This window comes from Labrenzia sp. PHM005 (assembly GCF_006517275.1).
Classification (GTDB): Bacteria; Pseudomonadota; Alphaproteobacteria; order Rhizobiales; family Stappiaceae; genus Roseibium.
This window is the reverse complement of record NZ_CP041191.1, coordinates 2,329,512-2,343,296: the sequence shown is the minus strand read 5'-3', so window position 1 is coordinate 2,343,296 and position 13,785 is coordinate 2,329,512. Positions and strand designations below refer to the sequence as shown.

At 54.3% G+C, this 13,785-nt stretch carries 12 protein-coding genes; 11 read left to right on the top strand and 1 reads right to left on the bottom strand.

What is annotated here, in order from left to right:
* Positions 1-16: 16 nt before the first annotated feature.
* From FJ695_RS10565 to FJ695_RS10540, 6 genes are all read left to right on the top strand, one after another.
* On the top strand, positions 17-1,516 hold the full coding sequence (locus FJ695_RS10565; RefSeq protein WP_141185415.1) for an aldehyde dehydrogenase (NADP(+)): 1,500 nt from the start codon (positions 17-19) through the stop codon (positions 1,514-1,516).
* A gap of 751 nt (positions 1,517-2,267) precedes the next feature.
* Positions 2,268-3,851, top strand: a complete 1,584-nt coding sequence (locus FJ695_RS10560) for an ABC transporter substrate-binding protein (RefSeq protein ID WP_141185414.1) — start codon at positions 2,268-2,270, stop codon at positions 3,849-3,851.
* A 219-nt stretch (positions 3,852-4,070) separates the two neighbouring features.
* Positions 4,071-5,042 (top strand): ABC transporter permease, encoded by a 972-nt coding sequence (locus FJ695_RS10555; RefSeq protein ID WP_141185413.1) that lies wholly within the window; start codon positions 4,071-4,073, stop codon positions 5,040-5,042.
* Positions 5,043-5,056: 14 nt separating this feature from the next.
* Positions 5,057-6,031, top strand: a complete 975-nt coding sequence (locus FJ695_RS10550; RefSeq protein WP_209010999.1) for an ABC transporter permease — start codon at positions 5,057-5,059, stop codon at positions 6,029-6,031.
* A 4-nt stretch (positions 6,032-6,035) separates the two neighbouring features.
* Entirely contained in the window at positions 6,036-7,046 is a 1,011-nt protein-coding gene (locus FJ695_RS10545; RefSeq protein WP_141185412.1) for an ABC transporter ATP-binding protein, read from the top strand.
* Positions 7,043-8,038: an ABC transporter ATP-binding protein gene (locus tag FJ695_RS10540; RefSeq protein WP_141185411.1), complete on the top strand. Its 996-nt coding sequence runs from the start codon at positions 7,043-7,045 to the stop codon at positions 8,036-8,038. Before FJ695_RS10545 ends, FJ695_RS10540 begins: the two co-directional genes overlap by 4 nt.
* Before the next feature lie 315 nt (positions 8,039-8,353).
* Here FJ695_RS10540 and FJ695_RS10535 read toward each other — a convergent pair whose 3' ends face one another.
* Entirely contained in the window at positions 8,354-8,923 is a 570-nt protein-coding gene (locus FJ695_RS10535) for a cupin domain-containing protein (protein ID WP_141185410.1), read from the bottom strand.
* A 135-nt stretch (positions 8,924-9,058) separates the two neighbouring features.
* Between FJ695_RS10535 and FJ695_RS10530 the strand changes: the two genes are divergently transcribed.
* The 5 genes from FJ695_RS10530 to FJ695_RS10510 all read left to right on the top strand — a co-directional run bounded on the left by FJ695_RS10530 (position 9,059) and on the right by FJ695_RS10510 (position 13,779).
* A complete protein-coding gene (locus FJ695_RS10530; RefSeq protein ID WP_141185409.1) occupies positions 9,059-10,375 on the top strand; it encodes an aspartate aminotransferase family protein in 1,317 nt (438 codons plus the stop codon).
* The gene (locus FJ695_RS10525; RefSeq protein WP_141185408.1) at positions 10,372-10,554 is read left to right on the top strand and encodes a hypothetical protein; all 183 of its coding nucleotides are present in this window, start codon (positions 10,372-10,374) and stop codon (positions 10,552-10,554) included. The genes FJ695_RS10530 and FJ695_RS10525 overlap by 4 nt, the downstream gene beginning before the upstream one ends.
* A 199-nt stretch (positions 10,555-10,753) precedes the next feature.
* Positions 10,754-11,776, top strand: coding sequence for a TRAP transporter substrate-binding protein DctP (gene dctP, locus FJ695_RS10520; protein ID WP_141185407.1), 1,023 nt, complete (start codon positions 10,754-10,756; stop codon positions 11,774-11,776).
* Between the two features lie 54 nt (positions 11,777-11,830).
* The gene (locus FJ695_RS10515) at positions 11,831-12,481 is read left to right on the top strand and encodes a TRAP transporter small permease (protein ID WP_141185406.1); all 651 of its coding nucleotides are present in this window, start codon (positions 11,831-11,833) and stop codon (positions 12,479-12,481) included.
* Positions 12,475-13,779: a TRAP transporter large permease gene (locus tag FJ695_RS10510; protein ID WP_141185405.1), complete on the top strand. Its 1,305-nt coding sequence runs from the start codon at positions 12,475-12,477 to the stop codon at positions 13,777-13,779. The genes FJ695_RS10515 and FJ695_RS10510 overlap by 7 nt, the downstream gene beginning before the upstream one ends.
* Positions 13,780-13,785 lie beyond the last annotated feature (6 nt).

Here is a 13,785-nt window from a genome sequence, read left to right as displayed (position 1 = left end):
GGACAGAGTCAGTTTGATGTTTATTGGAAAACACCTTGTTGCAGGTGATTGGGTCGCAGGCGACGACACATTTGAAAACGCGCCGGTATCAGGAAACGTTGACCGGTTTTCGGTCGGCACTCCCGAGCATGTGGCCGCTGCGGTGGAGGCTGCGGAAGACGCCTTCTGGAGCTTTGGCTACAGTTCCCGCGAAAGCCGGGCAGAGCTCTTGAACGCAATCGCCGACCATATCGATGCTCGCGGTAACGACATCACGGCAATCGGCACGAGGGAAACCGGGCTGCCGGAAGCCCGGTTAATCGGTGAACGGGGCCGGACTGTCGGGCAGCTACGTTTGTTTGCCAATCACATTGAAGCTGGAGAATACCTAGACCGCCGCCATGATGTCGCATTGCCAGACCGCCTGCCATTACCGCGTCCCGACCTGAAAATGGTTCAAAGACCAATCGGCCCGGTCGCCGTTTTTGGCGCGTCGAATTTCCCGCTCGCCTTCTCGACTGCGGGCGGAGATACGGCAGCGGCTCTGGCCGCAGGCTGTCCAGTTGTGGTCAAAGGTCACTCGGCCCATCCCGGTGTCAGTGACATCGTTGCTCAGGCCGTCTTGGCAGCCATCCGGCAATGCGATGTGCACCCGGGCGTATTCAGTCAGGTCCAGGGCGGCAACCGGGCGGTCGGCACGGCCCTTGTCCAGCATCCCCTGATCAAGGCTGTCGGCTTTACTGGCTCGCTCGGTGGAGGCCGCACTCTTTTTGATCTGTGCGCCAGCAGGCCGGAACCCATTCCGTTCTTTGGTGAACTGGGATCCGTTAATCCGGTCTTTTTGCTGGATCATGCATTGCAAAACCGAGGGACCGAGATTGCGGCCGGTTGGGCAGGGTCGCTCACGATGGGTGCCGGCCAGTTCTGCACCAACCCCGGCATCTTGATCCTTAAGGAAGGACCGGACGCGGAATCTTTTGTAGCAACGGCTGCTGAGAACCTTGCCAAAATTGGACCGCAAGCCATGCTGACGGACGGTATTGCAAGTGCGTTTCACAATGGAACCGCTACCATGAGCGAAGTCGCAACCAGCGTGTTCTGCGCCAATTGTAAAGGCCGCAACGCCGGACCCGTACTGTTGCGCACAACGGCAAGCGGACTTCTCGCCAACAAGGCGCTAATGCACGAAGTCTTTGGACCACTAGGTTTGATTGTGACCGTGCAGAACGAGGCTGAGCGTCTTGCCATCGCCAAATCACTTGAGGGGCAGTTAACCTGTACGCTTGTTCTTGATGCGGAAGACACCGATGCTGCGCAATCGCTCGTGCCTGTTCTAGAGCGCAAGGCTGGACGCCTTCTGGTCAACGGCTTCCCGACGGGCGTTGAAGTTGCTGATACGATGGTTCATGGAGGCCCCTATCCAGCCTCGACAAACTTTGGCGCTACATCTGTGGGCACCTTGTCGATCCGGCGTTTCCTGCGCCCGGTCTGCTATCAGAACATGCCAGATGCGTTGTTGCCGATGGATCTGGCGTAGTTTTGACAGCCAAAGGGGCAGGGTTTGGGGCATGTAGATTATGACCCGATGAGTTAGGCAGCTTTTTCGCCTATTTCATAGCGTTTCATCCTGCTCCCTTCCGGGTCGAAAAGCGGGCCGATGACAAAGGGCCACATAAAAGACAGCCCAGACAATATCGACCTGGACTCGGGTGCCATCGGACATGGCCCCCTTTACGTATCCAAAGGGCTACTGGCTCGTCGCCACAAACTTCAATGCGCAAGATCCCCGGACAAGAGCCCCTAAGTCAGATCCTTTAAGTCGACTGGCTTTCTAATCAATGGGCGTTATTGAACTGTCCTCATGAACAACAAGGACCGTGCCGGAATTATTTTGCTGAAAATCAACAGAGCATTTCCGGACCTGCTGAAGAGCTTTCGGCTAGTCATTATTAAATTGGCTTATCGCAAAATGGGTTACGGCAATCGACCCTAGTGACCCGCGACCTTCATTTGCGAAAGTCAGCAAGCAAATAAGCCACATTGAAGCGGAATATCTTTCTCAAGAATAGCGCTTTTGCGAACATTTTATTCGAACACTATCCGTAGAACGACATACCCTTGACTCCAAACAGCCATAACGCTCTTTTACCGGTCAGGATGCCGCATGGCAGTTTGCTGACCGAATCCAAACAGCAATCAAGTCTGCGAAAAAGTCCAATAAGGCTAGCTGGGGATCACGATAAGATCACGCCGACAAACGGCCCCAGTCACAACCGAAGGGGAACAGTATGAAAAAATCCGTCCTTAAACTAACCGCTGCAAGTCTGGCCATTTGTGCCGGTCTTAGCGCGGCAAACGCTGAAACGCTCCGTTGGGCACGCGCTGGCGACTCGCTGACGCTGGACCCGCATGCGCAGAACGAGGGCCCGACCCACGCTTTGGCCCACCAGATGTATGAGCCGCTTCTTCAGCGTGACATGGAAGCAAAGATCATTCCGGCGCTCGCAACCAGCTGGGAGCCGACTGAAGACCCGACAGTTTGGGAATTCAAACTCCGTGAAGGCGTGAAATTCCATGGCGGCGAAGACTTCACCGCTGATGACGTTGTCTTCTCCTTCAAGCGGGCAATGATGCCGACTTCGGCAATGAAAGAGCTGCTGAACTCCATCAAGGACGTTCGCAAGGTCGACGACCACACGGTCCATTTCGAAACAAACGGCCCGAACCCGCTGCTGCCGAACAACATGACGAACCTGTTTATCATGGATTCTGGCTGGGCGACCGACAACGGCTGTGAAGCACCGCAAGACATCGCCAATGGCGGCGACAACCCGTGCGTTCGCGCAGTGAACGGAACCGGTGCATTTACTCTGGAAAGCCGCAAGCAGGATTCCAAGACAGTTCTGAAGCAGAACCCGAACTACTGGGGCAAAGGCGAGTTTCCGCTGGAAGTCACTGAAATCATCTACACCCCGATTCAGGAAGGCGCGACACGCGTGTCTGCGCTTCTGTCCGGCGAAGTCGATCTGATTCAGGACGTCCCGGTTCAAGATTTGCCGATCGTGGAAAAGACCGATGGTCTGAAGCTCAACACCGCAGCTCAGAACCGGACGATCTTCTTCGGCATGAACCAGGGCGCGGATGATCTCACAAGCGACACAGTCGACGGCAAAAACCCGCTCGCCGACAACCGCGTGCGCGAAGCGATGAACATTGCGCTGAACCGCCAGGCTATCCAGAAAATCGTCATGCGCGATCAGTCCGCGCCGACCGGTGTGATCATGCCTCCGTTCGTCAACGGCTGGACCGAAGCGCTGGACGCATATCCGGAGTATGACGTTCCGAAAGCAAAGGCGTTGATGGAAGAGGCCGGTTATGGTGACGGATTCGGTATCACGCTGAACTGCCCGAACGATCGTTATGTCAACGACGAAGGAATCTGTCAGGCTGCTGTCGGCATGCTCGGCCAGATCGGTGTCAAGGTTAACCTGGACGCAAAGCCGAAGGCGCAGCATTTCCCGCTGATCCAGAACAAGACCACCGACTTCTACATGCTCGGCTGGGGCGTTCCGACCTTCGATTCCGAGTACATCTTCAACTTCCTGGCACACACCACGACCGACAAACTCGGTTCCTGGAACGCAACCGGCTATTCCAACCCGGAACTGGATGCGAAAATTGCAAGCCTCGCATCTGAAACGGATCAGGAAGTCCGTAACGCCACGATTGCTGAAATCTGGGATACGGTGAAGTCTGAAAACCTGTACCTGCCGATCCACAACCAAGTCCTGAACTGGGGCATGGCTGACAAGGTCAACTTCGCAGTACAGCCAGAAGATCAGCCGCACTTTAAGTTCCTGACTTTTAACTAAGTCTCACGTTGTCGCCACCGTACCGGGTGAAGTTCATCTGGTACGGTGGCGATGTTTAAGCTTGTCAGCCAGATGAGTTTTACGGTTTTATCCGCCAGCACCACTGTTGAAACATTGGAAAAACGGTAGACTCTGCGCATAGCGCAAGTATAAGCACGTCCTTATCGGAAGACTTAGCAGACTGTCGCGGACGCCACAGTCTCTCGATTGGCTTGAAAAATGCTCGCATTCATCATTCGCCGCCTCGGCCAGGCACTTCTAGTCCTGATGGCCGTCGGTTTTGTTTCATTTGCCATGTTCAAATTCATGGGCGACCCCGTGGAGAACATGCTCGGTCAGGAAGCAACAGCTGCCGACCGCGCGGAACTTGAGGAGCGGCTCGGTCTGAATGATCCGATCATCGTTCAATATGTCCGTTACTTCCAACGCGCCATGTCTGGCGATTTCGGTGTTTCCTACCGCGTTGGCCTGCCAGTCGGAGAGGTGATCCTGGAGCGTCTCCCCGCCACGCTCGAATTAGCCTTTCTATCAGGTGTCATAGCGATATCACTCGGCTTCATGCTAGGGGTCTATACGGCCATCCGACGAGATGGGTATGTCGCTAACTTCATCATGACGGCCTCGCTGATCGGGGTTTCGCTTCCAACCTTTTTGATCGGTGTTTTCCTGATCTGGCTTTTTGCTGTCAACTTAGGCTGGCTTCCATCCTTTGGACGCGGCGACACGCGCAGCTTGTTTGGCGTTGAACTTGCAATTCTGACTGTTGATGGCTTTAAGTCGATGATCCTGCCAGCGGTGACGCTTGGTCTCTATCAGATGACCCTGATCATGCGCCTTGTACGATCTGAAATGCTTGAAGTGCTGAGGACCGATTACATCCGTTTTGCCCGGGCCCGCGGCCTTAGCCAAAAAACCGTCAATTTCGGCCACGCGATGAAAAATACGCTCGTCCCGGTGATTACCGTCACCGGCCTTCAATTCGGTTCGATTGTCGCGTTTGCGATCATCACCGAAAGCGTCTTCCAGTGGCCCGGCGTTGGCCTGCTCTTCATCAACGCAGTCAGTTTCGTCGATATCCCGGTCATGTCGGCTTACCTGCTGCTGGTCGCCGTGATTTTTGTGACAATTAATCTGATCGTCGACTTGCTCTACTTCACCATCGACCCGCGTCTCAGTGTAAGCAACAACTGAGGTCAAGAGGCATCATGGAAATCCAGACCCCAAAGGGCGCGTCAGCCCGCCCGGAATTCACCGAAGCCGTTGCCGTATCCAGATGGCAGCGCTGGATGGATTCCGACATTTGGCATTCATACAAGTCTTCGCCCGTCATCATCGTCTCATCGATAGTGTTTCTTACACTTGTACTCGGCGCGGTTTTCTCTCCAATTCTGTCGCCCTATACCCCTTTCGATCCGTCAAGCCTTAACTTGATGAACGGCTTCACTAAGCCAATGGCGGCAAACGAGTTCACCGGCGATTATTTCCTGTTGGGGACAGATGACCAGGGACGGGATGTGTTTTCCACGATCCTATTTGGTTTGCGTATTTCACTGTTTGTTGGTGTGGTCGCGGTTCTTTTCGCAATGACCCTCGGCGTGGTCCTCGGACTTGTATCCGGCTATGTCGGCGGCTGGATTGATGGCGTCATCATGCGGATTGCGGACATTCAAATGACCTTCCCGTCCATCATGGTGGCCATGCTGCTCTATGGCATCGGCAAGGGCCTGATCCCGCCGGATCTGCGAGATGAGATGGCAATCTGGGTCCTGATCATCTCAATTGGCCTGTCAGAGTGGGTCCAATTCGCCCGCACCGTGCGTGGCGCCACTATGGTGGAGCGGCAGAAGGAATATGTGCAAGCTGGCCACCTCATCGGCCTGACGCGTTGGAGCATCATGCTGCGCCACATTCTGCCGAATGTGACAGGTCCGATCCTTGTGATTGCCACCATCAGCCTGGCTCTCGCCATCATCGCCGAAGCGACCCTGAGTTTCCTAGGCGTCGGGGCTCCAAAAACAGAACCGTCTCTTGGAACTCTGATCAACGTCGGCCGACAATACATCCTGTCCGGTGAATGGTGGATCCTGCTGTTCCCGTCCCTCACCCTTCTTGCTCTTGCGCTCTCCGTGAACCTCTTCGGCGACTGGTTGCGTGACGTTCTGAACCCAAAACTGCGATAGACACGTGTCAGATACTCCACTTCTCAAAGTCTCCGATCTCATCGTCGAGTTCCCGACCCGGAATGGTGTGCTGCGGCCTGTAGACCGGGTTGGTTTCGAAGTCCGCGCCGGCGAAATTCTCGGCCTAGTAGGCGAAAGCGGCGCGGGTAAATCCATGTGCGGGTCGGCTATTATCGGCCTCATAGACCGGCCGGGCCGGATTAGCGGTGGCACCATCCACTTGGACGGCGAACGCATCGACAATCTGCCTGAAGACCGGATGCGCCGTATACGCGGCAAGAAGATCGCCATGGTCTTCCAGGATCCGCTGACCAGCCTCAATCCGTTGATGACGGTCGGCCAGCAACTGATTCAGACCATCCGCACCCATCTTCCGCTCTCGCAAAATGAAGCCCGGGCAAAAGCGATAGCATTGCTTGAAGAGGTTGGTATTCCAGCTGCGGCAGCCCGGATCGATGCCTATCCGCATCAGTTTTCCGGTGGTATGCGTCAGCGCGTGGTGATCTCTTTAGCACTTGCTGCAGAACCAGAATTGATCATCGCGGACGAACCAACAACCGCCCTCGATGTCTCAGTCCAGGCTCAGATTATGGCGCTTTTGAAACGCCTATGCCGGGAACGGGGAACTGCTGTTATTCTGATTACCCATGATATGGGCGTGATTGCCGAAACAACCGATCGGGTCGCCGTGCTCTATGCCGGCCGGATTGCCGAGATTGGCCCGACACGCAATGTGCTGAGCTCTCCGTCGCATCCCTATACTGTGGGATTGATGGCATCGACGCCGTCCACAACAGGCACGATGCACACCCTGAGCCAAATTCCCGGTGCCATGCCGAACCTTCGGGCAATTCCGAAGGGATGTGCCTTCAATGCACGCTGTGACAAAGCAATCTCTGCCTGTTTTAAAGACATACCCATTCTTGAACCTGTCGATGGCACCGAGGTGGCTTGCTGGCTCTATGATCCGGCCTATCAAACAATCAAAAAAGAGACATCCGGAGCGTCCGAATGACCGGTGAGACACCTTTGATCAGCGCACGAAGCCTGGGCGCAATATTTGATGTGTCCAAACCCTGGCTCAACCGGTTGCTGGCAATGGAATCCAAGCGGCTTCTCACGGCTGTCGATTCCGTGGACTTCGACATCCCCAAAGGCAAGACCTTTGCGCTTGTCGGCGAGAGTGGGTCTGGAAAATCGACCATTGGGCGGATGATTGTCGGGCTTCAGAAGCCAACCAGCGGCCAGGTTCTGATCGACGGCGAAGATTTCTTCGCTATCAAGGATCAAAAGCACAAATTGGCAATGCGCCGCCGCATCCAAATGATTTTCCAGAGCCCTTATGCGTCTTTGAATCCGCGCTGGAGGGTCAAACATATTATTGGCGAGCCCATCCGGGCGTTCGAGCTGATGCCTGCCGGCGACATAAGCAAACGGGTTGAAGAATTACTCGACCAAGTTGGACTGGCGAAATCGGACGGCGAGAAATTTCCGCACGAATTCTCCGGTGGTCAGCGGCAGCGCATTGCGATCGCACGAGCATTGGCGTCGAACCCTGAGTTCATCGTTTGCGATGAACCGACTTCTGCGCTCGACGTTTCCGTACAAAGCCAGGTCCTCAATCTGATGAAGAACCTGCAACGGGAACTTGGTCTCACCTACCTTTTCATCAGTCATGATTTATCCGTAATCCGGTACATGGCCGATGAAATTGGAGTTCTTTATCTTGGCCGCCTGGTCGAAGTGGCGGACCGGGATACGTTGTTCGAAAATCCGCGCCATCCCTACACACGGATGCTCATGGATGCCGCACCGCATATCGATGCTTTTGGCCGGACCGCAGATATTGTCTCAGGCGAAATCCCTGATCCGATTAACAAGCCGAGCGGTTGCAGCTTTCACCCAAGATGTTCGTTGGTGGAAGACAGTTGCCGGCAAGAACGCCCTGCAGTCAGGGAGTTCGGCCCTGAAAAGGCACGTGTCGCCTGCCACCTCTGCACCGCATAAGGAACAGTGGCATAAACCTGATTGGTAAAGTGGGGTATCACAAACCGCTCACTTCCGTGCATTTCCCGCGGAGTGATATTCCACTAGTCGGGGCGCCAGCATTGATCACAAGCTAGTTGTCCGTTCACTTCCCTATCGCTTTGTGATTGGCAAATGATGCTTGCAAACGCGGGTTCAGTGCAAGACCTCTTTGGCAGAGTACTTCCTACGACTACGCTCCTCTTCGGCCCTCATAGCCCCCACAAGCCAAAAATTGCTCTGCATGTGATGTTTAAAGCGGAATGTGTCCTCCACAGAGGCTCCTCCGCAAACTCCTCAGAATGTTGACGGTGTGCAGGCACTGACCACCTTGCATGGCTCGCCTTCGGTATTCTGAAAACGGTGCGGCAGCCGACTGTCAAAGTAGTACGCATCCCCAGGCCCAAGGATTTGCGAGCGGCCATCGACTGTAACTTTCAAATGGCCTGAGATCACAACGCCGCACTCTTCACCTTCATGAGAAAGGGATGCCCGACCAGAATCCGTGCCCGGCTTGTATTCCTCCAGCAGCATCTGGATCTTACGGTTCTGGCGCTCACTGGCAATCAGTCGGTAGGCAACTCCAGCCGTCCCAAGATTGCGGTGATCTTTCTTTGTAAAAAAGACCTTTTCTTCATCCCGCATTTCGAAGGAGAAGAAAAATCCCAGATTAACATCGATCCCCCCAAGGATCTTTTTCAGGAGAGCCACAGAAGGCTGTGTTGCACCCGACTCGATCAACGAGATAGTGCCGCTTCCAACACCTGACAGTTTGGCTAGCTTGCGCTGACTGAGCCCCTTTGCGGTTCGGATCACTCGCAAACGTTTGGCTGTCTCGAAATCAGATTTTTCGCTTTTCTGCTTCATATCGAAAGCACTTTAAGCAAGGGTGCATTGTTTTTCAATACGTTAAACTTTCTCAAGAATCTGGAGTGACGAACCACCAAAGCGTGTGGAACTATTGGGCATCGAACAGCTGCACATTTTGACGGAGGAGCCACGATGCTGCAGAGAACCAACACCATGGAATCGTTCTGGATGCCGTTCACGGCCAACCGTGATTTTCAAAATAACCCACGGCTGATCAAATCCGCAGAAGGCATGTATTACACCAGCACCGAAGGACATAAGGTGATGGATGCAACTGCTGGACTTTGGTGTGTTAACGCCGGTCACAAGGATCCATTCGTCACCAAAGCCATTCAAGAACAAGCGCTTGAACTGGACTATGCGCCGAGTTTCCAGTTTTCGCACCCCAAAGCTTTTGAGCTTTCTTCACAACTCGCCAGTCTCATGCCGGAAGGCATGGACCATGTGTTCTTTACAAACTCCGGTTCTGAATCAGTCGACACCGCACTCAAGATCGCCCTGCACTATCACCGAATGCGTGGCGACGGTTCGCGGACCCGTTTGATTGGCCGTGAACGCGGATATCATGGCACCGGTTTTGGGGGCATTTCAGTCGGCGGCATTGTTTCCAATCGCAGACACTTTGGTACACTTCTGACCGGAGTGGACCATCTGCGTGATACACACGATCTAAAGCGTAATGCTTTTTCCAAAGGCTGCCCACAACACGGAGCCGAGTTTGCTTTTGATCTGGAGCGAATTGTAGGTCTGCACGACCCCTCGACCATTGCGGCAGTCATCGTCGAGCCGATGGCCGGATCAACCGGGGTCTTGCTGCCCCCCGTTGGTTACCTCAAGGCTCTGCGGGAAATCTGCGACAAACACGGTATTTTGCTGATATTCGATGAAGTCATAACCGCCTTCGGCCGGCTAGGCGCAGCGACGGCAGCAGAATATTTCGAGGTCACGCCGGACATCATTACGACTGCCAAGGGACTGACCAATGGGGTCATCCCAATGGGCGCCGTAATCGTGCAGAACCACATCTACGAAAGCGCCATGGAAAACGCTGACAGCCCGATCGAGTTGTTCCACGGCTACACCTATTCCGCCAGCCCGATGGCTTGTGCAGCTGCGCTGGCGGCACTGGAATCATATGAGAAGAACGACCTGTTTGCGCGGGCAGCCAAACTTGCACCTCAATGGGAGAAGCGGATCCATGACTTGGCCGGTCTGCCGAACATTGTTGACATCCGCAATCTTGGCCTTGTCGGCGCAGTAGAACTCGCTCCGCGTGATGGCGCTCCGGGTGCCCGGGGTATGGACGCTATGAAAAAGGCTTGGAACGCTGGCTTTATGGTCCGTGTTACCGGCGACATCATCGCTCTTTCACCGCCACTGATCATCAGCGAAACTGAAATCGACACCCTGTTTGACGGTCTTGCCGACATCTTAGGGGACTTGGAATGAGTTCACAGGCCGACTGCCCGCCTTGGGCTAACTTCGGCAACCTGCATGAAACCGGCGCTATTGCGCCGGTTTGGCCAAAACGGCAAGAGCTAAAGAACAAGAACGAAGCTCTCTTTTCAAGATCCGACTATCCCTTGCTCAATTCGCGGACAAGCGCCAATAGCCAAATGATCACTTAGCGATCATCGGGGCGGCTCCCGCAAACCAGATTTTTTAGCCCATCAGCAGACAAACCAACGCCCAACTCTAAAGCGGGTGAACGAGAGAAATGTAGCTGCGTGCACGTGTGCATGCGGCCCCCGACCTTTGCTGGCTTCAGCGAAGCAAAGTCCTGCGGCAGGGCGCCGGCGGGACAAAAATCCGAGGAGGAAACCCGAAATGATAGACAAACTCAGCAGACGTGCCTTTAGCGCATTGGGTGGTGCAGCGTTTATTGCAGCGGCCGCTGTTTATGCGCCTACCCCAGCAGATGCAAAAGAGCGGTTCATTCTCGCTCACGCCATGACAACCGATCACATCTTCCATGCTATGTCGGAAAAATTCCAGGACACCTTAGGTAAGGATTCCAATTTCCGCATTGCTTACCACCCCGGCGGCGATCTGGGCGACTGGACCTCTCTTTTTGAACAGTCCATGCAAGGCGTTGTACCGATGACCCTTACCTGGGGCGCATCTGAATTTGATCAGCGGCTCGACCTGTCCTGGCTTGGCTACGTGGTGTCCAATTGGGAAGACGCCCGCAAGGTCTATGGACCAGGCGGCGAGATGCTCGATATCTACAACGACATTCTGCACGACATGGATGTGCATGCCATTGGCATCATTCCCACCGATTTCGGATCGGTCGTGATCAGAAAGGGCGTTGGAGCCAAGCCGTTGGATTTGCCGGGAGACGGCGGAAACCTGAAAATCCGCGTACCACCGGTCTCCATTGCTGTTGACCGTTTCAACAATCTCGGTTTTGGGGCGGTGCCAATCCCGCTTGCCGAAGTCTACACCGCGCTGCAATTGGGCACTGTTGATGCCCGCGCCTTTTCGACTGCGGTCGAGACTTACAATCTGCGTGATGTGCTGGAAACAAACATCCTGACCAATGATTACTTTGAAACCGCCTTCTGGCTGGTGAACAAGGATTGGTGGGACGGACTTGCCGAGGAAGACCGTACTGCTCTGCAAAAAGCAGCCGACGACACCGTTCTGTGGTCCTGGGATGAAGCGGAAAGCAAGAGCAATGAATTTCTGCAAAAAGCCCGCGATGCCGGCATCGAAGTCATTGAATTGAGTGACGCGCAAATCGCAGCTGCAGCTTCTGTTGTCCATGAAACCGAATGGCCTGCGATGGAGGAAGTCGTCGGCCCGGAAATCATGGCCAAACTAAAAAAGGCCGCCGGTCTGGAATAACAAAAGCCATGGGCCCGCGATTGTGCGGGCCCTTTTCATTTCAGGGAGGACGAAATGGATAGAACGTCAAAACAGCACCCGCGTGATCCGGTCGAACCGGGCGCATCTTTTATATATGACCCAGAACTTACAACCCCCGAACCACCTGAGCATGTTACCGCAATCCCGGATGGGCCTGTTTCGGAGCGCTACGCCGCTTTTTTGAATTTCGAAAAGGTCTACGCCTCAATCCTATCAAACGGTTTGGCCGCTTTCTCGATTGCCCTGGCCGTTTTGATGTTTGCCCAGGTGATCCTGCGTTACGGCTTCAACTCCCCCTTTGTCGGCATTGAGGAGATGGCATTGTTGTTCGGTGCCTGGGTCTATTTTCCAGCCATGGCTTATGTCACACGGCAGGGCGAGCATATTCACGGCGGTATCCTGACATTGGTCGTGACAAATCCAGCCATCATCCAGAGTGTCAGACTGATCATGACAGTCTTCAGCATCATTGCCTGCGTGGTGTTTGGATACTTCGCTATAAAATATGCGTTTTTCGAGATTGAGAAGGGCCGCCTCAGCTCCTACTTGCGCTGGCCCAAGGGGCTTTGGTCATTCTCTCTGGTGATTGGCTTTGCCGGGACAATACTTGCTTTGGTCATGCAGGGGGTGAACCAGTACGTCGCTCTTCAAATGATGAAAGAAGGGGAGACGGTCCAATGCTGATCTTTGCCATTGCACTTCTGATTATTGTTGTTCTGCTTTTGGCTGAAATGCCCATAGCTTTTGCTTTTGGTATTGGCGCCTTGGTTTTCGGTATTGGCACCGGCAGCAATATCTCGTTCCTCATCCCCTACGCTTATCAGACCACCACCAGCTTCGCCCTTCTAGCACTTCCCCTGTTTGTGCTCGCAGGCACAATTATGGCGGAAAGTGGCATATCGAACAGGCTGCTGGATTTCGTCAATTCCATTGTCGGCAGGATCAAGGGAGGTCTCGGCGCGGTGACCATCGTCACCTGCGCCCTGTTTGGCGCGATCTCCGGATCGTCGTCAGCGGCGATTGCAGCCATCGGCCAGATCATGATCCCACGGATGGTTCGGGAAGGTTATCCGGTCGGCCATGCAACCGCCTTGGTTGCCTGCTCATCGGTACTGGCACTGATGATCCCGCCATCAATCCCAATGATCGTTTTTGCCGTAACCGGCGGCCTGTCAGTCGGAGCAGCCTTCCTGTCGACAATCATCCCGGGGATCATGCTGGCGCTCCTTTATATAGCGCTTAACTTTTTCTTCTTGCGCAACAACAACGACATTCAGGTGGAGGAAAAACTTCCCTTCGGCCAAGCCATATCCGGTGTTGGCCGATCCGGAAAAAAGGCGTTCTGGGCACTTTTGATGCCACTGATCATCTTGGGCACCATCTACGGCGGCATAGCAACACCGACAGAAGCAGCTGCCATTGCGCTGGTCTATGCCACGGTGGTTGGTTTCCTGATTTACCGCAGCCTGTCCTTCAAGGACTTCTGGAAGGCGACCAAATGGGCCGCAATCACAACCGGCTCGATCATCACTGTGCTGTTTTTTCTGTTCATGATGAGCCGGTCCATGGTGCTGCAACAGGTGCCCGGCCAGATTGCTGATCTGCTGCTTGATCTATCAGAAAACCGCATATTGCTGCTCTTGCTGATCAATCTGGTTCTATTGCTGATGGGCATGATCGTCGACGACATCTCAGGCAGCGTACTTGCCGCGGTTGTTTTGTTGCCTGTTGCCAATGAGCTTGGTATCCACCCAATCCATTTTGCAGCCATCGTCGGCACCAATCTAGGCCTCGGCAACGTCTCTCCGCCTTGCGCGCCGATGCTTTATATGGCGGCCGGTGTTAGCAAGATCACGCTCGACAAATATATCGGCATCACCCTCAAATTTCTTTGTCTCGGCCACCTGCCGATGGTGATGCTGGTAACTTTCTTGCCGGAACTGTCCCTTTTCCTCCCGAAAATGCTTATGGGCATTCAATAGGGATCT